Here is a 21,569-nt window from a genome sequence, read left to right on the forward strand (position 1 = left end):
CAATATTCCCCACTGCTGCCTCCCGTAGGAGTCTGGACCGTGTCTCAGTTCCAGTGTGGCTGATCATCCTCTCAGACCAGCTAGGGATCGTCGCCTTGGTGAGCCATTACCTCACCAACTAGCTAATCCCACCTGGGCATATCCTGACGCGAGAGGCCCGAAGGTCCCCCTCTTTGAGCCGAAGCTATTATGCGGTATTAGCCATCGTTTCCAATGGTTATCCCCCACATCAGGGCAATTTCCCAGGCATTACTCACCCGTCCGCCGCTCGACGCCGTTGTCGTTCCCCGAAGGTTCAGACAACTCGTTTCCGCTCGACTTGCATGTGTTAGGCCTGCCGCCAGCGTTCAATCTGAGCCATGATCAAACTCTTCAATTTAAGATTTTGTCGGCTCAATGAATACTGAACATTACATAAGTAATGTTTGAATTGACTGTGCTGAATCCGAAGATTCAATGGTCACTTCGTATCATTGAAACCTAATTTGATACCAAAGTATCGAATTGGATTATCATCAACGAGTGCCCACACAGATTGATAGGTTTATATTGTTAAAGAGCTTTTCTAACTTCCGTTGCGCTTTAGCGCCTCGTCGTTAGGGGTGCGTATCTTACGCTTCCCATTTTAAGAGTCAAGCGTTTTATTTAACTTTCTTTCCTCTTTCAATTCCGATTTCGGTTTGTGACTTTCGTCTCACTCCTTGTCGGTGAGGCGGCATTATAGGGAGCTTAGAAAGGATGACAAGTGTTTTTTTGAATTTATTTTTCATTCGGTTAAAAACAAATCAAAACGCCAGAAATAGAATAAAATTTCAACATTTGAGTCACGTCACATCAATAGGTTGGAAAAACAACAACCATATACGTAAGATCCGTGTGTCTATTTTGTTAATACCTAGGCACTTTTTTCTTAAACTACGAAGTTGTATTCAAATATGAGTTCTAATAAATCGACCTTAATGATTCTCGCCTTAGCGGTTTTAGGTGGAATCATCTTTTCGCAGGTTGCTATTTCTCCTGCGCTCAGCTTTGTTATCGGTGTTTTTGCTTCTGCTTTTGTTTTTAAATTTTCAAACACCACAACTGAGCCAGCAACCGTTAATGAACCCGCGACCAAGACCCTCTATGTCGGCAACCTTCCTTACAAAGCAAATGAATCCCATGTGAAGGAATTGTTTGCTAAGCATGGTGAAGTCTTTGCCGTCCGCCTGATGAAAGATAAACGCACAGGTAAAAGACGAGGATTTGGTTTTGTTGTCATGGCAGCAACGGATGCTGCTGGTGCTATAGAAGGACTAAATGAAAAGGATTATATGCAGCGTACATTAAAGGTACGTATCGCTAATGATCCAAAATCTCAAGCTGAACAGGACTAAAGCCTAAGTTTTGTAATGCTCTATTCAACGCTCCTTCTGCATAAGGGGGAGCCGTTGAAAAAATTTCCCTCAGACCTTTTCCTTCTTTCTTGTCCTCAAGGTTCAACAATTCTTGTACTCGACGCGCAATCGCCTCACCAGAGTCCACCAGCACAACCTGTTCACTCAGCACCGACTGTATTTCTTCTTTAATGAGAGGAAAGTGTGTGCACCCTAATACGGCAACATCGACTTTACCTATCATGGGTGACAGTACTGCCTTTAGTTCTTGATTCGAGACAGGGGTACCGCGAAGCTTTTCTTCTGCCATGTCGACCAGTCGAGTAGAGCCTAAAAGCTCAACGGGTTTGCTTTGCGAGAAGTCGCGAATCAATTCCTGCGTGTACTGACGTGTCACCGTCGCGGGGGTTGCTATCAGTCCGACCGCTTTATTCGCTAAATTAGATGCTGGTTTAATCGCAGGTACGACGCCGACAACCGGAATCGAGAGCAAAGTTCTCAATGAAGGTAATACAATGGTGCTTGCGGTATTACATGCAATCACAACCAAATCCACTTGGTGATCAGCGACATACTGCGAAACCAATGCTTCCACTCGAGAAACTAACGTTTCATGATCCAACTCACCGTAGGGATAAGCTGCGTTATCAAACAGGTATACATAGTCAAGTTGAGGGAGCTTTTTCTCTATTTCTTGGAAAACAGAAAGCCCACCGACCCCAGAGTCAAAAATTAGTACTTTTGATTGTAGTGACACTTGATATACCCACACATTTCGATGTGGCAATCATACTCACACAAATCAGTTTGGCAATATCTTCGCTTGGTAACGTTGATGAGAGAAACGGTCTCCAACGTCACGAGTCGTAAAACTCAACTCAATCTTGCCTTGATAGCTACGGGTTTGCGTGACCAGCGTATGAAACTCGCCGTCTTCACCGCATGGGTCCACACCACTCGGTAGAGAATCAATGAATGCTCGGTCATACCATCGCCCGCAATACTCAGGGTCAAGTGCTTGACCATCCGTTGTCACAACCAGGGTTTTAATCCCTCGCTCTAAGATCTCATCCGCAAGGTCTTGGCTATTTTGTCCAATGAGTGGAAAAACACACTCCCAACCAGCGGGTTCAATATAACTGCGGCGATAAGCTTCGATACCATTGCAGAACATATCACCAAAAGCCACGGCCTGAATATCGAGATCGCTGCTCTTTAGTGCATCAATGATGGTCGACTGATAGACGTCATTTGGTGGAAATGTTTCCGGCATTTCAATTTTTATTAGAGGTAACCCAAGTAAGGCTGCTTGCATGTCCAGCACTTCAACAGGAGTGGCTTGGAATGGGACTTCATCTTTTACGTAAGTGGTGTAAAGACCAACAACATTGTAGTGTTCACTATCGACTAGCCTTTCTAGAGTGAGGGTCGAATCCTTTCCGCTCGACCAACTGATAATGACGTTCTTTTTCATTGTTAATGCCTATAGATAAGAAAAAACCGCCCGAAGGCGGTTTAGTTAATTAGAATTGGTATGACGCACTTAGATAGTAACTACGTTCCGGTGTTAAGTATTCTTTCGCTGTTTGGTAATCTTCATCGAACAGATTGTTAACTTTTCCTGACAAGGTGATATTCGGCGTCACATAGTAGTTTGTGGATAGATTCCATAATGAGTAAGCTTCTAACTTGTTATTGTTACTATAATCATCATAACGATCACCTTGGTACACCATGCTTAAAGATAGATCCCACGAGTCTTGGGTAAATGTACCAATCCAAGATGCGGTTTCTTTTGCTCTTCGAGCCAGCTGCTTTCCTTCAGAGTCTTCAGGGTTCATATAAGCAAGGCCAACAGTATGGTAAATAGGACCAGTATCAAAGCTACCTTCAAATTCAATCCCGGAAATGTCAGCATCAGTATTTGTTGGTGCCCAGTTTAAGTGCTCATAGTAAATGATCATATCTTCCAATTTAGAAACATAAGCACTCAGTCTCCAATCAATCAGTTCAAACTGACCAATTAAGCCAATCTCAGATGAAGCAGACTCTTCAACTTTCAGATTTGGATTGCCTGAAGTTGGATCGTATAAATCATAAAAAGAAGGAGCTTTAAACGCTGTCCCATAGCTGCCATATACCCTCAGTTTTTCATTGAAATCATATGCAATAGCAGCAGACCAAGTTGTGAAGTTATCAAAGCTAGTATCATCGTCGAATCTTACACTACCATCTAACGTAAACTGGCCAAACTCTTTAGTTGAGGTGATGAATACGCCCGTATTCGTTCTGTCTTTTTTTACATAGTCAACGGTACCACTAGAAACATCTTCATTTACCACATCTAAACCGGCATTAACTTTGAAGCCATCTTCAACGAAAAACGAATTCAGCCAATTTAGAGATGTACGATTCGTCTTATAGGTTGATACGTGCTCACGTTCACTTACAGGATAGGAAGTACTTTCTTGGATAGATTTCGAAAAGCTAAGGCGGCTAGACATAGCATCATTACTATATAATGCACCACCGCTTACTTGGAAGAACTCTGCATCTCGTTCATTTAGAGTTGTTGCAAATGAACTATTGCTACCATTGAATTCAGATAAACTATCACTGTAGAACACATCTAGATTCAACTGAACCTTAGAAGAAAGTTCATGAAAAAGTGAAGCAGTAAAATCTTTCGACTCTCCTCCGTATTCACCACCAATGTCTTTTGATGTACCTTCCTTAATGTTATAGCCGTCCGTCTCTTTGTAATTTACAAAAAACGTCCCATAAGTTTTTTCATTTATTTGTCCACGGGATTGCCATGAAGTCTGATAATAACTATCACTCCCCATACTCGTTTTAATTTGATGTAGTGAGTCACCAGCCTGATGGGTGATGAAGTTGATAACACCACCAATAGCGTCGGCACCGTATACTGCAGCACGAGGTCCACGAATAATTTCAATTCTCTCGATGATCTCAACAGGCAATAAAGAAAGGTCAAAGCCACCTTGAGATGCGCTATTTACTTTTACTCCATTCAAAAGAATGAGCGAATGTTTACTTTCAGAGCCCCGAATGAAAATAGACGTCGAATGAAAGGAGTCTCCACTCTCCCCAAGCTGAACGCCAGGAACGTACTTAAAAACTTCTGTTAAAGATTTAGCTTGAAGAGTGTCTATTTCTTCTCGTGTAATCGTAGTAACCGAAGCTAAGACACTTGCTTCAGACTGCTCAAATCGACTTGCCGTGACCACCATAGTCTCATCAGCTGAGGCTTCTTGGGCGTATGAAAGGGAGGCGTGAGGAAGTAGCGATGCCACTGCTATCGCCAGAATAGAACGGTTCATTTTTATAATCCTAAATCGCGTAAATCCTACCGAGCTTGGAGCACTTGCTTCCAGTGATTGGCTCAGCTGCTGGCAGGTATTCGGACTCAAGAGCTCAGTTTGCACCACCTACTAACTCGACTTCCCACATAGTCCTCTATGCAGTGTCTGTTGAGTGTTCGTTCTCTTTTACCGCTGCGCGTCAGTTCTGGATTCACACCAGATTCCCTTTTCAGCCATCTATACTGCTAGATAGCACCAGCTAGGCGCAAATGTTATTCAGCTATCATTCCTTTGTCCAGCCAATATTGTGCTTTTATATAACCAACCGCTTTATCTCTAATGCCTGATAACGGGTTTACACACTATATTGATCACTGGAGAGTGACAAAGCTGGACATGTCGCAGATATTGAATAAAATCTGCGCTCCTAAAACAAACGCACTCAGCACTTGAAGGTAATAAACATGGCGACTCTTGAAGTAAATCCACAGCGCTACCAAGAACAACTGGCGGAAAAGGTCGAACGTCTTAATGAGATGTTTGCTCCCTACCACGTTCCAGAACTGGAAGTGTTTGAGTCCCCAGAGCAACATTATCGTATGCGCGCTGAGTTCCGTGTTTGGCATGAAGGGGATGACCTTTACTACATCATGTTCAATCAGGAAACGCGTGAAAAATACCGTGTTGACCAGTTCCCTGCGGCGAGCCGTTTGATCAACGATCTAATGCCATTGCTGATTGATGCAATGAAAGACAACGACTCTCTACGTCGTAAACTGTTCCAAGTGGATTTTCTATCGACACTGAGCGGTGAGATTCTGGTGTCTCTGCTATACCACCGTCAATTGGACGATGAGTGGACGAAGAATGCAAAAGCGCTCAAGCAACGTCTGAACGATGAAGGATTCAACCTGAACCTGATCGGTCGTGCACGTAAAATGAAGATTGTTCTCGATCGCGACTACGTGATTGAAAAGCTCGACGTCAATGGCCAACCGTACGTTTACCAACAAGTCGAGAATAGCTTTACGCAGCCTAACGGCAAAGTAGCTGAAAAAATGCTGGAGTGGGCAATCGACTGTACCAACGAAAGCCAAGGCGATTTGCTGGAGCTTTACTGTGGTAACGGTAACTTCTCTCTGGCACTCGCGCAAAACTTTAACCGAGTACTGGCAACCGAACTGGCAAAACCTTCCGTCGAGTCTGCGCAGTACAATATTGCAGCCAATAACATTGATAACGTTCAGATCCTACGCCTATCCGCGGAAGAGTTTACTCAGGCTATTGAAGGCAAACGCGAATTCCGCCGCCTAAAAGACGCGGGCGTCGATTTGAAGAGCTACAACTGCAACACGATTTTTGTCGATCCTCCTCGCTCAGGCATGGATATCGATACGTGTAAGATGGTGCAAGGCTATGAGCGCATCCTTTACATCTCCTGCAACCCAGAGACGCTCAAGGACAATCTTGATGTATTAAGCGAAACACACAACATCACGCGTTTTGCTCTGTTTGATCAGTTCCCTTATACCCACCATATGGAAGCAGGAATACTACTAGAGCTCATTAAATAAGGGTTTAAAAGGCTTTTTACTTTAGTAAAAATCGCTCTGGGTACGGCTCGGGGTACGGAGTTGGATGTATACTCGAATCCCCCACACAAAAAATATACCCCACTAAGCATTAGTGCTTAGTGGGGTATATGAAGAACATATAGAGAGGAGTAGATGTTTTTGTTTAACTATATTCAACTAGCGACTATACCTATCAAAACAAGATAGCATCTCTTGAATTGCGGTTAATCTCTTTCCATCGTTTAACTAATGTTGCCGCACATGGATTACCGGCAAGCTGATTCATGCGAACCCAATCAACATCGAGTAAACCTACCAGTAGGTCAATATTCAACTCACCTTTTAAAGTGTGCCATTGCCGGATGCTCGGCTGCTTCATTAACTGAGCTTTTGGAGAAGCTAATCCACCAACAACGAAATATCCCTTTTCTTTGTCGTACCATATGCGTTGAATGCCAGGTATGTTAATCATCCAACGTTTAATGTCGTTTAAAGGCTTATCGAAGTAACGAGATAACAAAGTATCTAAACTACCACTTATTGTTGTATCTCTTTTCTTGTCTCGTTTATCTAACCAACGTTGAACCACATCTTTCTTCACCTGATAATACGTTACCTTCGTTTCATTTTTCTGATGGAGCATGACTAATTGCTCTTGCCACAATTCAACCAATTCGGGTAACTCACGTTCAAATCGCATTGTTGTCTTTTGGCTAGATAACACGCCATCATCACTCAACTCTTTAACAATATTGAGTAGTACTTCGATATCAGGAAGCACCCAATCCAACAATGGATAAGGTTTCTGCTTCTTTGTTAGGTCCGAAAACGCATCTTCCATACCTAATGGCAGTATATTCGTTTGGTCATATGATGGATCTTGCATCATGATTGACACTTGAGCGCCTTCGTCCTTACTCAAAACAAGAGTAATCCTTGCCGCAAAGCGACGTTGTTTATCAACTTCCGAGCCATAATAATCCATTACTACATTCTGCCGGTAACTATAGGGCCAGTTCTCATTCATCAAGTTTAGCAAGTCATCTACAGATGTTTCGAAATTGGATAAGTAGTCATTCGCTTTCGAAATCATATCAGCGTCTGTTGGATCAAAAGGAATTAGTACTGGTCTATCGTTTGAAACTGTAAACAAGTAGCCATCAGTAATAACTATGGTTGATTCGTTTAAGCAAGTACGTTGCAATGGCAAAACCTGCGAGACGGGTCTGTCCACGTCAATGAGCAAACGTTTAATCTCTAACTCTTTAAGAACCACTTCAAGCTTCCTAATAATCGCTTCTTTGTAGGTCTTACTATCCAAAAGGTCGTATCTGTAGCTGTAATAACCACCTTCAGGTGCAGCATATAGCTTGATTGGGTCTTCATCACTTTTTGACTCGATTAACAGCCCTTTTTCAACAGGGTCTCCAGTTACATCATGAGGATTTACGTTGATATGTTGAACTGCGCACCGCCCAACTAGATACTTGGTTAGTGGGTAACGATCATCTTCGATACCCTTCTCTTGGTCTAACAGAATCAAAACACGATCCGAACGCTCAAGCTCTATCCGTTCAAAGTCATTTGGTGCAACTCCATCTAGTAAATCCCATGAAACACAGACCCCTTTCTGTGAAATAAGGAATTTAAACAAGTCCAAGATTTCTTTAGAAGAAACTACAGTATTAATTCTTAGGTCTATGACCTTTATTTCGCCGGATATCTCAATACTTGGGAATGTTGACTTAGCCTTATTTGCCTTGTGTTTTGTTTTCAACGTCAACGGTTGAAGATTTAAAGTTTTAGCCGCAAGTTCAAAACCATAATCACGCGCAAAACGGATAAACTCCTCTTGCACAGGTTTTAACACCATAGGCCAACTTTGCTCAAATCTCTTTGGTGTAGAAAGATCCAGAAACGGACGCTGTTTACGCGAGTTTTTACTCTTGCCGATCTCTTTAAACAAGGTTCCTTTCGGTTTTCTTTCATTGCCTGGATACCACCTGACGAGTACCTTATTTTTGTCATAGACCCACACAGGCTTCTTAATACGATCTATATCTTCGTCGTTGGATAGTGGTCTCAATGGAACATTGGTATAAAAAAGAGCAATCTCAGTAGTATTGCCATCTTTTAGCTGCTGAGTTCTACAATCTAGGCTGATCGCATTTACACCGCCAGACCAGCTATCTACTTTCAATAACGGACAGCCTAAGCTGTAAGCTCCTTTACAGTGACCACCAAAAGCCCGCAATGAGCGCATCATCAAGCGAATCCATACGGGATTTAACACCGGTGAATACTCAACTCTAACCGGAGTTATAGGTTGCGACTCCGCATCTAAAATACACGGCGGAACATCATTTGAATTCTGTAAAGCAACATAGAGCCCAAACTGATTACCATTTTTTTTCATCAAATAGGCAAACTGCCTACTGTCTAGCTCGGCATCAATACGTTCTTCCCAGGCTTTCTTCTCTTTCCACTGATAGTTGTTATTGATGAGTGGATAGTGATAAACCACAAATTTGTTGGCTTTCTCTGCATCAACCTCGCTATTTTGATAAACCAAATGAGACAGCGGCAACTTCCTCAAATCTTTACTTTTATCCATTAACCTTGCTCCCCCCTGTGCTGCCAAACTATTTTCGAAAACCACTTAAAGCCAGACGTCATTTGATATCCATCGCTCATCAAACAACCTGGTAAAAACAGGATTGAAGCATTCTCAACTTTTACTGGCTCCAACATTTCAGAAAAGCCCGATAAGGAGCAATCTTCACCAGTCAATAGGTTCGCGATTACCAAAATGGCATTCTCACCACGGATTTGTCGGATCTTTTCCAGCTTCTTAATTAATCCCAAAGGCGCAAATTCAGGATGTTTACCAGAAGTAAACCATTGCTCAAAGCCTTCATCTGACTGTTCCAGAGCAGCTATAGACCAAAATTTAGCATCAACAAAAACATCCGAGTTTGCTATCTCAAAATCATATAATTCAAACAACTCATGATTGTAGACGTCTTGTTTAGTGACTAGCTGTTTGTCACTCAGCAATGCGCGAATACCTTCCTCACCAATGCGCCCTTGTAAAATTCGCTGAATCACAACGGGATGAAATGCAAATTGCTCTTCAATGTCGTTGGCAAACGGCTGAAACGACGTTCGAAAACCTTTACGATTAAACCATTCCGAAATAGCAGGTTGTCGATTAACAACCTCATAAAGCGTCTGTGGGTTATATTTAATCAATCCGGCTGCTCGCTTAGCAAAGAACTGCCAACTTTTTGGGTCGTACCATATTTCACCAGTAACCTTTGTTTCTTCGGGCCGATCAAAGCACGCCCAACGACACAAAGGCTCAGTAATGCCAAACGTATTGTTATGCGGCATCCATTGGAGATCATGCTGCAATACTGCCCGGCCTAGTTCATGCCAAAGCCCTGAAATTTCTTCAATACAACCCTTACCTTGTCTTGCATCTCGGATTGCGGAAACTAACTTGTTATCAATAATATCAACTGCACCAGAGCCATCTTGGGATCGCGTTTTCAACAGAGCAAGAAAGTTGGAAACCAATGCATCTTCGGAATGAGTAAGATCATCAATAAGCTGGTTATTAAGGTTTGAAACCCAATTTCGGTTGTTAGTACAAACAGTTAGTTGGCCGTAGTTGCGAAGATGGCCTGCTACATCATCGCTTAAATGAATGGCTACATGCGGCACATACGTCCAAGCACGTTCAATACGTCCAACTTGCTGCTGCACGTCAGCGGCAAGATTCTTAACATAGTCATTAGTCCCTTTATAAAGCTTGTTTAGCTCCTGGATTTTAGAGACTGAGTTATTCATCAACGGCATAATAAATTGCCGCTGCTGCTTACGTGAAAACTCTGAACGCCTGACTAATTTTTCTAAGTTTCTGAGCTGAAAGCCAGCATGAGACATTTCATCATCAGCGTCATTGCTATCCCATGGTGAAAAGTAAAAGTGCTTACTTTCAATAATAAACAGCGACGTCAGATCCATCTGCCCTTGAGAGTTAGGCAAGGAGTAATCCAAATTAATGCCATTTGTAGCGGATGCGGTTTGTGTCATTACCACCACGGTTCGGCCAGAGTCGAACGCCGCTTGATATGCGTACTCAAATCCTTCTCGCTTTTGTGCCTCTGCATTGAGTAAGCAAATCATCATGGGCTTACCGTTGGCAGTCAAAGGAATAAACACATCGTCAAAAGAAGACAATACGCCAGTGGTTGATCGGTCCATTTCAAGCCAATCAGCGCTCATTCTGCTGTTTTCTGCGGTATCACATATCAACCACTTCCGGAGATATTTGACTGAGTTAACAAAGGCTAGGTGTCCTTTATGTTGTGGCTCATTCGCTGCTAAATGCAGAACGTACAGTAATTTAAACAACACAGACTGCCGGTATTCATACTTGTAATCTGACTGCTCAGCCTCAAAAAATGCAGCGTTCAAATGCAGTTTTACCTCCTGAAAAACTGGGGCATTGATAGCATCATCAAAGTCGTGAATCGTGGTTTTCAGTGACGAGCGACGCTTTTCAGATTTGTCTTTAACCAACGAGCGGATCACCGCCATTTGTAACTGCTTATCCTCGTCAGTTTGTAAATATGGAATCGGCTTCTTAAACCAATCTTCGGGGCGCTGCTCAAAGCTATCGCCCAAAAAACTCTCGGTACATTGTGGATTGCGGGCCTGAGCCACGTAACGCAAAGCACTTTCAATCCAGCGTATATCGAAATGACCAATCCCCCTTTCGATATAAGAAGTTGCGGATAGTGCAAAAACGAGGTTTCGACTCGATAACGAAACCATTAACCCTTCAGGTGTTGTCGGCAATAGTGCACGTTTAATCTTGATCCTCAACGGGTCAATATCCGCTTCAGCTTCATCAGTGGTTAATAGCCAGGTTGTTAGGCCAAACATATTCGTCTGAGTATTAGGTAATCGGTTTGATTTACTGAGCGCTTCTAACTCAGGTAAGCGAGTGCGAGGCAAGGAGAACAGCGATAAGCTTGGTAACGCCGTGCTGTAGTAGGATGGTCGATAGTCATTCGCAGGATCAAACAGCAATCGGTTTAGCCGAACGAGATATTCATAGGCTTCGGACTCATCGGTTGCGAACTGCGACAACAGCAAACTGAAGCGTCTGATATATTTCTCCATCACACGCAAAAAATCACCGACATCAATTGCTTCTTCATCGCTTTCAGCATGACTTTTCACTTCAAAGCCATGAGGTTTTTGCTGTAACTGCAAAGGCTCACTGGTTACTAAGTGATCTGAGCGAAACAGATATTTCTTTTCGAACGGGACACCGGATTCATACTGCTTTAAAGGCATTACCAGCGCCCTAGACTGATTGAGATCGACACCTTTGCTGGTCAAATCCTCCTCTAGCTCAGCAATAAGCTGTTTAAGCTCACTGTAAAGCTCAGGTATAGGTTCAGCAGTAACAAACTGCATTCGCGCCAATAGGCGCTTACCCCCTTCAAGTAATTGACCAATACACTCAGGCGGCTCTTGTACCATTTGAGACTGGGCAAGTAATGTTTGTAGAATGTCCGCTTGGTAATCAAACTCATCAACAAATACTACCTTTCCGGTCAGTTGTCCGCTCGACATCCTGACTTTCTGTTTACCGTCGTAAAATGAAGCAAACAGCTTCTGCGTCGTTAACACCAGCAAATGTTGCTTATCATCGTGCCAGGCAATAGCGGGGAAAATTCGACGCACCCATTTATTTTCTCTGAATAAACGAAGCTTTTCTTTTGCTTGCTCCGTGAGCTCATGCGTCTTGCCATAGTGCTTACTGGCATACCTCGCAGCCTTCTCTAAGGACGACATACACCCAAGTAGCGTGCGCTCGACAAAGCCACACAGTTTTCTTAGTTCCTGCTCTTCTCGTTCGAGTAAGACGCCCATCGAATCAGGATTTTTCTTTTTGTACTCAACATTACGGGCAATGGCTGAAACGTTGTGGCAAGCACGAACGAGAGCCTCTTTATCAGCATTAGAACGAAACGCGCCTAAACCATGGATATCCTCAATGGCCTTATAAGGATCGGGCAAGTCAGATTTTTGAACACCTTGTTCATGTGGCAGTGCCCGTTGAGAAACCGCACTAACAACAGTTTCATCCTGTGCATAAAGAATACTAACGAGCAGTGGGTTACCTGAGCTGTCTTTTGCACTCGTTGCACTTTCATAAATGTCATGCAGGATATTCCAGCGATGGGTAACTAAGATGGCCTGCAACCCTTTGGATTTTATAAATTCAAGGCTCGCCGGAATTTTCCCGTCTGGGCTACGATAAAGAGAACTACTTTTGCCACCGCCTGTTGGACCTTGTAACTGGCAAAAGCCAGCAATAGCATTTTCGTTCTTTGCATTAACCGATAGGGCAAGCGCCTGCTCTATCGTATGCGCAATGATTTGATTATAAGAGGTCGGTATTGGCTGACTCATCTAAATCCTCGTTAACTTGATATTCCTTTTGAGTATCGCCCCTTTTTTAGAAGGGGCGACAAGGTTGGAGACAACACAACACCAACAAATGACCCATTAATTCAACTCAGGCACGATCTCTTGTGACCAACTATCTTCCATCAGCATTCTGAACGACATACCACCAAGAACATCATCAATGACTGATTCCACACACTGTGTCTTAAATCACTATTAAATCAACTACAACCAAACTTTTTAGATGCTTCATTTAAAACCTGCCAATTTCTATTTTCTACCCACACAAAACCGCATGTTCCATTGCTTCTTTTTGCCCATAGTTCACCAATTCGTTGTTTCTCTATACTATCCCTATTACCTTTCTCAGCAGATAAATGCTGACCTTTATACTCAATAGCAAGCACTATGCCGCTGGTAAGTTTTACGACAAAATCAGGATAGAACTTATCTGAAGCTGTTTGTAACCAAAATGATGTTGGCTTTTTCTCAACATTACGAACCCACCACTCAACACCTTCCATTTGATGAGCGATAAACTCCGCACACTCGAATTCTTCACCAGTACTTTTCAAGTTGCCAATGACGGGGAAAAAATGTTTTTTCAAGTGAATAAGACCGGTATAAATACTGTCGTAGCCATATCTTCCTTGCTCAAAAGTGATCGAGTGTTCATCACGAACTTCAAATTTATTTTCATCAGAAAATAAATCATCGAACACCCGTTGCTTAGCCTCAACCAGCCCTGCGGCCATTTTTCTTTGTAGCGTACCGCGTAAACGGAACTTACGATAAGCAAGTTCATCAAGTGAAAACCCTTTGTCATCGATCAAGTAGCTTAGTGCCGCATTTAACCACGCCACTTTGATATCTCGCTCGGAATAAGGGAAATATAAATTTCTATCTAACCAATAGATGAGATCTGTAACATGCCACCCTTGTTCTTTCCCAAACAATGCGAGTTGGCTATCTAGTCGGTCATAAACATCACATTCAACTTTTTCTAATTGGGAAATACTTAACGAAGCGCGGCGCATGGTTTCCACATCTGGTGAAAACTCAGAATCTTTAAGTTTGTAATCAAAATCTGAGATTTCCCATTCAGCATCTAGTAAGGGGGTCTCATCAAAAACGTCAAAAAAACTTCTCTGTTTGTAGCCAAGCAATGGAATATTAAATGACACACCTTTTTCCGCAGGTGTTAATTCTCGGGCAGGCGGGGCGGCTTGAATAGCTAGTGCAGTATCAAGCTTTTCTTTTACAGCCTTAGCCACTTCAGGCTGCTTGAAAGTCTCTGAAATTTGTTGAAGTTGTTTATTTGTTGCACCATTTCTAACTGTCAAAGTACCAGTTTCAGGAGAGATTTCTATTCTTTCTCGAATAGCTTTTGGCAATGAGGCTACGGCTTCTTCATCTGGAAGCGACATCACATCATCATATTCTGGCAATGGAATAGTTAGGTCAGTTGTTGGTGCAAACAAATCTTGCTGTGGTTTATCATTATCAGGAGTAACAATTAAATCTTTCGCTTCCAGCCGCTCAAAACCACTTTGAACCAAGCCATCTTTTAAATTTTGTACTGTTGAAGCAAGCTCATTCGAAACTACGTATGCATAGCTGCGATTAAGCGCTTCGCACTGCTTACGCGTAACATGGGGCATACGCAATACACGCCCAAGAACTTGTTCAACCGCGGTCGCAGATGTTGTGTTACGGAACGAAAACAAAATGTAAGCATTTGGGCAATCCCAACCCTCTCGTAGCTTGTCTACAGTAATAATAAATTGCGGATAATCAGGATCACCTAATTTTTTACCACTTAACTCATCAACCGCCCCCGTTGCAATCGAGATGGTTTCTGGCTGGATATTGAAATCGTCAATGAGATGCTGTTTTACTTTCTCAGGTGTAAAGGTCTCTTTCTCTTTCGCAATTCTTTCAGCTTGAATCAACATAACGACAGGCTGAATCATTTCCCCTGTCAGTTGCTTTTCTTGCTCAGCCTCTTTTTCCAATTGGCGTAATCGGGCTATCGCCTCAGTAAGCGAAACCCGCCATTCGGGATGTATCGCCAGTTCTAATGGCAGCTTGAGCATATCCTCGGCTTGTAAAGTTGCAGCCGATACACTACGTAAAACATTCGACGGTTGGCAAGCTCTGTCTGGCGTTGCCGTAAGCTCTAGAATACAGCTCGGGTTAAAACGTTTTAACGTGTCAACCGCTAGCTGCGTCCCCTGATTGTGGGCTTCATCAACAATTACATAGGGGCGTCTTAAACGAATAACATCAACTAATGAGTGATCGCCTTTTTGCTCGGTGCTTACATCTTCAAAGTGTGACATCAAAGCACCATTTTGACGGTACACTCTTAATCCATCTGCGGTATCTCGCTTAAAACTCTGCATAGTGGCAACAATAATTGTATTGCCAGTATTTAGTGTTGCAGGCTGCATATACAAAGCTTCATTGATATCCAAAACATTAACGGCACCAAAAAGATCGCGCATATCTTGGTAAAGTAATTCACCTTGCGTTTTAAGTGCGTATAAAGTTTGCTCTCGAATAGGGTCTGAGGGTACTAGCCAAAGCACTAATGAATGCTCAGTAGCCAAAAATGCTTCATTCACACATTTTATTGATTGACCAGCTATACGGGTTTTTCCCCCTCCCGTTGGCACTCGTAGACAGACATAAGGGACATGATCCAGCTCAGGTAGAGGATAATAGGGCTGGGCAATACCCAAGGCTGACTTTTTGGTCGATTCTGCAAAAGCTGCGGCAGAATCTTTTAATTCCCGGCAGCGGGATAAGTAACTTGAATATACATCTAGCAGATTCTCTTGATAGTTTTTTAGTAATTTATTATTCAGAACCATGTTTTCACCGCCAATTCATAAGGAAGCTGATGGAAAGTAATGCCTAGCTTGGCAAGTTTTGTTTTATCGAAGCGTGAACGGGCTCCATAGACCACTTTAGGTCCGGAAAATTTTGGTAATGCTGCTTCTAATTCTTCAAGGCTGCGATTATTCAGGACATTGCCACCGATATCCGTTTTATCTTTTAGAATTCCGTTATAGAGAAGAAAAATGGCTTTATCTTTGTATTTACCTAAGTAAGGCGTAGTATGCTTTTCTTTGATGTTCATATTGGATGAACTTAACCCTGTCCCTGTCTCCATAAACCAGACAAATTCAGCTAGTTGTTCAAAATTAACATCGGAACGGATAGGGCCATCGCTATTGAATAACGGCTCTTGCGAGAGGGTTAAAAATTGAAAGCCTCCACCAAGTCCACTAACATACTCACCACTCTTGTTGTAATAACCTTCAACTACACTTTTAATTCTTTTAATTGTAACGTGATTAGCAACCGAATCATCCATTTCTATAGTTATGAAATTTCTATTTCCATTATCTTGATGATTTAATTTAAGAACAGCATGTGCCGTTGTGCCTGAGCCAGCGAAAGAGTCTAAAATCAAACAATTTTTATCATAACCTGTTACATATTTTATTAATGATGAGATGACATCTTTATCTTTAGGGTTTGGAAAAGGTTTTTCTCCAAAGATATTCATTAATTCATTGACCGCTTGAAGACCACTACGATAGAAATACGAACCCATAACTTCTCTACCAATATCTTCATCGTTATTTTCTTGCAGCCGCTTGTCTCTTACTAAATATGTTTTCCTTATTGGAGGTTGTGTATGATCCTCTCTAAATACAACTTTTCCTTCAGCTATCATTAAATCCATTTTTTCTTTTTTTGAATATCTCCAACCACCTTCAGGTACAGCGCATGGCTTTTTGGTTACAGGGTGAATGACATCATATTTTGGACCATTCCCGCCAGGCCATGACATATTATCATCCCTCCAAACTCCATTAGCATCTGCCTTGTTATAACGAGAGTGTTTTTTTGACGGGTGATTTTTGTCTAGCCCTTTATAAAATAGTTTTAGATTTTCCTCTATCAAACCAAAGTCATCACCAAAGAGCCCTTTCAGTCTTATATATTCGTCATATATTTCTGATGCGCCTTCTTTTTCTTTTCTCCAAATTACATTTTTATCTTTCAAGTACTTCTTCGATTTGGCATAGACAAATATGTATTCATGACCAACAGAAAAAAACTTTGCATCATTTTTCCTACCTTTTTCCCAAACCAATTGAGCTATGAAATTACCTTCACCAAATATTTCATTTAGTATTAGTTTTGCATTTGCAGACTCGTTATCATCCAAACTAACTAACAATACACCATCATCTGCTAAAAATTGCTTCAACAAAACCAAACGCGGATACATCATACACAGCCAACGATCATGACGGTCGAGCGTTTCACCTTCTTTACCAACCACTTCACCCAGCCATTTTCTGATTTCCGGGCTATTAACATTATCGTTGTATACCCAACCTTCATTTCCTGTATTGTATGGTGGGTCGATATAGATACACTTTACTTGGCCCGCGTAACGAGGCAGCAAAGCTTTGAGGGCGTGTAAATTATCTCCTTGCACAATAAGATTACCACTATCAGGATCTCCGCAGGATAATTCAGATACAGGCTCTAACAGACGAAAAGGCACTTCTTTATGATGCTTTTCGACGGCTGCTTTGCCAATCCAATTAAGTGTCGGCATGTTTAGGCCTCCCTGTTATTGTTATTGATAAACATTATTAATAATCTCGTTTTAAATCGGTAAACACATTCGTCTAAGACATACTAATTTAATTCTGTCACTTTTAAGCTGGTTGAATATGCCCTGGCGCAACCGCAAGGTTACCGACACCGTATAAAGTTTGATAATTTTTTAACCATAAATGAAATTCGGGTGTTTTTAGCTGAGCCTCTTTGGAACAATCCACGTTCCAAAGCCTGAGCAAATAGCCAGCAGTTGCAGCTCTAATCTCAACCCTCATCACGCCCCCCGTCATGCCATAGTCCAGCTCTATCGCTTCGCTGTGTTCAATGCGTGGGTGGGGTACTAACTCCAGTTCTACAAAGCGGTTCCATTGCCGATCCTGTGTTTCGAGCTCAGCCTCAGACAACGTTGAACCTTCAAGCACAACCGCTGCTTTAATTCGGGTCAGTACAAAGTCACGGAACTCACCATGCTTGCGGTCAAAACCACGAACATGCCAACGTAGGCCATTGTCCACCAGAGTATGCGGCACAATTTCACGCGTGGTTTCACCACTCGATAACGACACATAGGTAATGCCCAAGGCTTTGCCTTTGTGAATGGCCTCGGTGACCTTCGCCACTATCGATAGACTCGGCTTGTTAAGGTGATAAGGCGCTTCACACGCAAGAGGTGGTTTTACCTTTCCAGTAAAGCCATCTCCGTAGCCTTGGCTAATCGTCGCCAGTGTTCTCACAACGTCATAGTCGAACAAAGATTCAAATGCTCCACCACGCTTGTGCAACTTTAGCTTTTGGTCATATTCAATATTGCCTGGAGCAAGCTCTCGGTAAAGGGTGAAGTCTTTCGTCGCTTGTGTTGGAGCTATGCCAAAACGCTCTACCAAATCAGCACGCACAGCTTCTCCCTTGAACAATAAGGTGAAGTCGATATGGGCAATACGATCACGGCTTGCCTGTGGTAACTTTTCTAAAAGTTGCTGGGCCTTATCGCTCATTACTTCGTTTTTTATCTTCGTCATGAAACCTTCAACATCCAAAACCTATTCAGAGTACGTGTATCAAGTTGGACCGATTATAAAACAAATAAAATCACATATCCTAACCAATTTTATTATGCCATATCACACTATGAGCAAACTTCGGCTAATAAGGAACCTCAGCGAGTTAATTACTTATGTGAGCCTGTTCATGCATAATCCCCTCAATCCAAAAATTTTCAGGCATATGTCATCAATGTGAAATCCCATCATTGATTCCGACAGGAGCCAGAAATGAATCCCATAACTTCCGATTACCAAAAGCAGCAACGCTATCAAGAAAATGAAATCCTAGAGCACGCCGCTGAGATACTAGCTAACCGCTATGTGCGCGGTGATGCCCTAACTAAACCTGAAGCCACTAAAGAGTACGTTCGCTGTAAGCTAGGCAACTATGAGCGTGAAGTGTTTGCCTTATTGCTGCTGGATAACCAAAACCGACTGATTGAATTTAAAGAGCTGTTTCATGGCACCGTAGATGCGGCCAGCGTCTATCCACGTGAAGTGGTGAAAGCGGTATTAGAAGTGAATGCCGCAGCGGTGATATTTGCCCATAACCATCCATCCGGTGACTCAACACCGTCTCAAGCCGATAGACGCATAACCGAAAGACTCAAAGACGCGCTCGCGCTGGTAGAAGTTCGCGTATTGGACCATATCGTGACAGGCGATAGCTGCACCTCGTTTGCCGAAAGGGGGTGGTTATGATTGAGCAACACTACGGTGAGCTTTCTATTGATGACGCTTTACATACGTCACTGGAAGCACTTTTGAATCGATACACTCTCCCTGAGAACGCTGAGCGGCTCGTGTTGAACTGCCGTCAGATGAGTTACTACCGACATCGACAAGGTTTGCATCCGATCGAGGTACAGTTTAAACGTGAGTCAGATACTAGCCCTTGGCTGGTAGTCTTCTTTGCGAGCTTCTCTTACCCCGACGACAACAGTACAACCGTTGAGCCTGAGCTGTACTTTCACCTAGCTAATCGCTGGTGCTATCAACCCGATGCAGGGAGCACGGATTTATCCCACCCAGAGGTACAAGAGCTGCTCTCGGTATGGATGAAAGCCTTTGCTCGCCACCTTTCTCGAAATGTCTTTGATGACGTGCAACTGACGATGGTTGGCACGTTCCAATAATTCTCACTCCGTTATTTCTTATTTGAATCCTGAAAACAAGGAGGACTCACTATGTCTCAATTAACCTTTACTGCGTCCACACTGCCTGTCTCTAGTACTCTGCATACACTGCTTAGTAAACTGTTCACCACTCATTTACTGGGCAATGAAACTCTCGCCACCAGCCGTTATCTGGTGTTTAACTTTCGCGATAAAAGTTACAGCGTGGATGAAGGCGGCTTCCATCCGGTTGAGATAGCAATTTGCCAAACCTCAACAGGAGAATGGAGCATTGAGTACATCACTGACTTTGCCTATATGGGGAATTACTACCCAGAGCTAGAGCGCAACTTGGATTTTGATTTTCGGGTTGGACAGTTCTTTGTCGCCTATCAAGGCTGGCTACCAATGCAGGGTAGCCGTGATGCCAAAGCGCTCTATCAGTTGTGGGAGAATAACTTTCTTGCCTATGTCGATATGGACTCCTACAACGAGATAACCGTCACCCCACAATAGCTCATGACTTCCCTTCTCCTTAACACCATTAAGCTTGTCACCGCTCTTATTACTTTACTTACCCTCTCTCCTTTCTTTGGCGCTATCGGAACTCTGACGACGTTAGGTTTTCTGGTGGTGCTGTTGATTGGTGTATTGGTAGCGATTGCCGAGCTCAGTGACAAGCATAAGCCTCGTTAATGTTAGTCGGCTCACGCTTTCGTGTTGCCGATTGATGCTGTTTTCACCGTTGGACATTATGTGTCTGACTCACCTCTACTCTCCCGACATTAAATGTCCACCTCCGGTCTTGGAGCTTTGATGTATTGAGAGTGTAGTCATGAGCAATAAAACCAGCATTGAAGGGTTATCCGCTTTGCTGCACACGCTGATGCTTATTCCTCAACATCGTTGGATTACCGTTAGGGAGTTGCAGCAGCAGTTAGCCCTACTCGATATCCACCGCACCACGCGCAGCATTAAACGCTACCTCGATGAAGTCATTGTGGAGGTGTTTAACGTGGAGTGTGATTCGATGAGCATGCCCCATGTTTATCGGAAAACCTCAGAGCAATTACTGAAGCTCAACAAGCAGGAAATGCTTTATTGGCAACTGACGAATAAGTACTTACTGCCGCTTGTTCCTGATGCACTGAATTATGGGCAAGGTCGCTCCTCGGAGGGAGACAAACCCTTACCCCACAAGGGTTCATCGCATTCAAAAGAGCAAGCATGGTTAGCCAAAGTCCATGTAGCACTGCCCAATATTCGTGAGTGGAGTAATGAGCAGCGGCAAGTACTGAATGCGGTACACACGGCATTACTCAACAACCGTATGCTCAAGATATCGAGTCAAATTTTGCAGCAAGAGAAAGCGCTCATCGAACCACTGGGACTCTCGGTTCAATGTGACGCGCTCTTGCTGCTTTTTCGTTTATCCGGTCATCCGACGATACGCACCTTAGCCTTGCCTCTGATTGATGAGGCCAGTGTATCAACGTTTTCTTTTACCTATCCCACTGATTTCAACCTAGAGCAGTTCATGCGTGAACACGCTGAAATCCGTGCATCCCAAATTTAACTCACCACTACGGAGAGATACCCATGAATACCTTAATTCGAACCATCATGATGAGCGTGCTGATTTTCGGAGTCACCGCTTGCGGCGAACAGGAAGAAGCGAAAACCGTCACCGCCGATATTGAAGTGTCGATGTCCACCAACCCACACTGGGGAACACTGACCTTTGATATTCAATCTATCGCTGACAGCACCGTAATAAGCAATGTCATTATCAATCGAGGCAACTGCCGTCTACCCGCTGGTACAGCCTCAGAGCTCTCTAGAAACGTTCAATTGAAATTCGGTGAAACCTACACCGGATACAGTAACAGCTGCACCGTAGACAGCGTGAAAGAAATCGAAGTCACTTCCAGTGCTGGCACCTTTGTTTACACCTTCTAACTCTCAACAAACCCAACTTTACCCAATAAGGAAA

Annotated in this window: 16 protein-coding genes, 1 rRNA gene and 1 riboswitch; of the genes, 8 read left to right on the forward strand and 9 right to left on the reverse strand. The window is 43.1% G+C overall.

Annotation, left to right across the window (positions count from 1 at the left end; all coding sequences use genetic code 11):
• Nucleotides 1-379 (reverse strand): 16S ribosomal RNA (locus tag VIC_RS00915); the annotation flags it as partial.
• A 556-nt stretch (nt 380-935) separates the two neighbouring features.
• Between VIC_RS00915 and VIC_RS00920 the strand changes: the two genes are divergently transcribed.
• Nucleotides 936-1,376, forward strand: coding sequence for an RNA recognition motif domain-containing protein (locus tag VIC_RS00920; RefSeq protein WP_029235943.1), 441 nt, complete (start codon nt 936-938; stop codon nt 1,374-1,376).
• Here VIC_RS00920 and murI read toward each other — a convergent pair.
• From murI to VIC_RS00935, 3 genes are read right to left on the reverse strand one after another with little or no spacing between them, the layout of a single operon-like run.
• Nucleotides 1,342-2,133 (reverse strand): glutamate racemase, encoded by a 792-nt coding sequence (gene murI, locus VIC_RS00925; protein WP_006957238.1) that lies wholly within the window; start codon nt 2,131-2,133, stop codon nt 1,342-1,344. The genes VIC_RS00920 and murI overlap by 35 nt on opposite strands.
• 45 nt (nt 2,134-2,178) lie before the next feature.
• Nucleotides 2,179-2,850, reverse strand: a complete 672-nt coding sequence (locus VIC_RS00930) for a Dph6-related ATP pyrophosphatase (RefSeq protein WP_006957239.1) — start codon at nt 2,848-2,850, stop codon at nt 2,179-2,181.
• A gap of 49 nt (nt 2,851-2,899) precedes the next feature.
• Nucleotides 2,900-4,720 carry a TonB-dependent receptor domain-containing protein gene (locus tag VIC_RS00935; RefSeq protein WP_006957240.1) on the reverse strand — a complete coding sequence of 607 codons (1,821 nt, stop codon included), beginning with the start codon at nt 4,718-4,720 and terminating at the stop codon, nt 2,900-2,902.
• A gap of 53 nt (nt 4,721-4,773) precedes the next feature.
• A riboswitch (cobalamin riboswitch) is annotated at nt 4,774-4,977 on the reverse strand.
• A gap of 189 nt (nt 4,978-5,166) precedes the next feature.
• On the opposite strand from VIC_RS00935, the gene trmA reads away from it, so the two are divergent.
• Entirely contained in the window at nt 5,167-6,276 is a 1,110-nt protein-coding gene (trmA, locus tag VIC_RS00940; protein WP_006957241.1) for a tRNA (uridine(54)-C5)-methyltransferase TrmA, read from the forward strand.
• A gap of 193 nt (nt 6,277-6,469) precedes the next feature.
• Here trmA and VIC_RS00945 read toward each other — a convergent pair whose 3' ends face one another.
• From VIC_RS00945 to VIC_RS00965, 5 genes are all read right to left on the reverse strand, one after another.
• Nucleotides 6,470-8,890, reverse strand: coding sequence for a hypothetical protein (locus VIC_RS00945; protein ID WP_006957242.1), 2,421 nt, complete (start codon nt 8,888-8,890; stop codon nt 6,470-6,472).
• The gene (locus VIC_RS00950) at nt 8,890-12,771 is read right to left on the reverse strand and encodes a hypothetical protein (RefSeq protein ID WP_006957243.1); all 3,882 of its coding nucleotides are present in this window, start codon (nt 12,769-12,771) and stop codon (nt 8,890-8,892) included. Before VIC_RS00950 ends, VIC_RS00945 begins: the two co-directional genes overlap by 1 nt.
• 218 nt (nt 12,772-12,989) lie before the next feature.
• A complete protein-coding gene (locus VIC_RS00955; RefSeq protein ID WP_006957244.1) occupies nt 12,990-15,644 on the reverse strand; it encodes a DEAD/DEAH box helicase in 2,655 nt (884 codons plus the stop codon).
• Complete coding sequence (locus tag VIC_RS00960) at nt 15,635-17,413, reverse strand: site-specific DNA-methyltransferase (protein WP_006957245.1); 1,779 nt, start codon at nt 17,411-17,413, stop codon at nt 15,635-15,637. The genes VIC_RS00955 and VIC_RS00960 overlap by 10 nt, the downstream gene beginning before the upstream one ends.
• Before the next feature lie 103 nt (nt 17,414-17,516).
• Complete coding sequence (locus VIC_RS00965) at nt 17,517-18,437, reverse strand: WYL domain-containing protein (RefSeq protein WP_006957247.1); 921 nt, start codon at nt 18,435-18,437, stop codon at nt 17,517-17,519.
• A 252-nt stretch (nt 18,438-18,689) separates the two neighbouring features.
• Here VIC_RS00965 and radC point away from each other — a divergent pair, with 252 nt between their 5' ends.
• The 6 genes from radC (at nt 18,690) to VIC_RS00995 (ending at nt 21,535) form a co-directional block, all read left to right on the forward strand.
• Nucleotides 18,690-19,163 (forward strand): RadC family protein, encoded by a 474-nt coding sequence (gene radC / locus VIC_RS00970; protein WP_006957248.1) that lies wholly within the window; start codon nt 18,690-18,692, stop codon nt 19,161-19,163.
• Nucleotides 19,160-19,597 (forward strand): DUF2787 domain-containing protein, encoded by a 438-nt coding sequence (locus VIC_RS00975; RefSeq protein ID WP_006957250.1) that lies wholly within the window; start codon nt 19,160-19,162, stop codon nt 19,595-19,597. The genes radC and VIC_RS00975 overlap by 4 nt, the downstream gene beginning before the upstream one ends.
• A gap of 51 nt (nt 19,598-19,648) precedes the next feature.
• Nucleotides 19,649-20,092, forward strand: a complete 444-nt coding sequence (locus VIC_RS00980) for a DUF2787 domain-containing protein (RefSeq protein ID WP_006957252.1) — start codon at nt 19,649-19,651, stop codon at nt 20,090-20,092.
• Nucleotides 20,093-20,095: 3 nt separating this feature from the next.
• Nucleotides 20,096-20,272, forward strand: a complete 177-nt coding sequence (locus VIC_RS26825; protein ID WP_006957254.1) for a hypothetical protein — start codon at nt 20,096-20,098, stop codon at nt 20,270-20,272.
• 139 nt (nt 20,273-20,411) lie between these two features.
• Complete coding sequence (locus tag VIC_RS00990) at nt 20,412-21,152, forward strand: WYL domain-containing protein (protein WP_006957257.1); 741 nt, start codon at nt 20,412-20,414, stop codon at nt 21,150-21,152.
• Nucleotides 21,153-21,175: 23 nt separating this feature from the next.
• Nucleotides 21,176-21,535 carry a hypothetical protein gene (locus VIC_RS00995; protein WP_006957259.1) on the forward strand — a complete coding sequence of 120 codons (360 nt, stop codon included), beginning with the start codon at nt 21,176-21,178 and terminating at the stop codon, nt 21,533-21,535.
• Nucleotides 21,536-21,569: the final 34 nt, after the last annotated feature.

Origin of the sequence: Vibrio coralliilyticus ATCC BAA-450, from assembly GCF_000176135.1 — a bacterium.
Lineage (GTDB): Bacteria > Pseudomonadota > Gammaproteobacteria > Enterobacterales > Vibrionaceae > Vibrio > Vibrio coralliilyticus.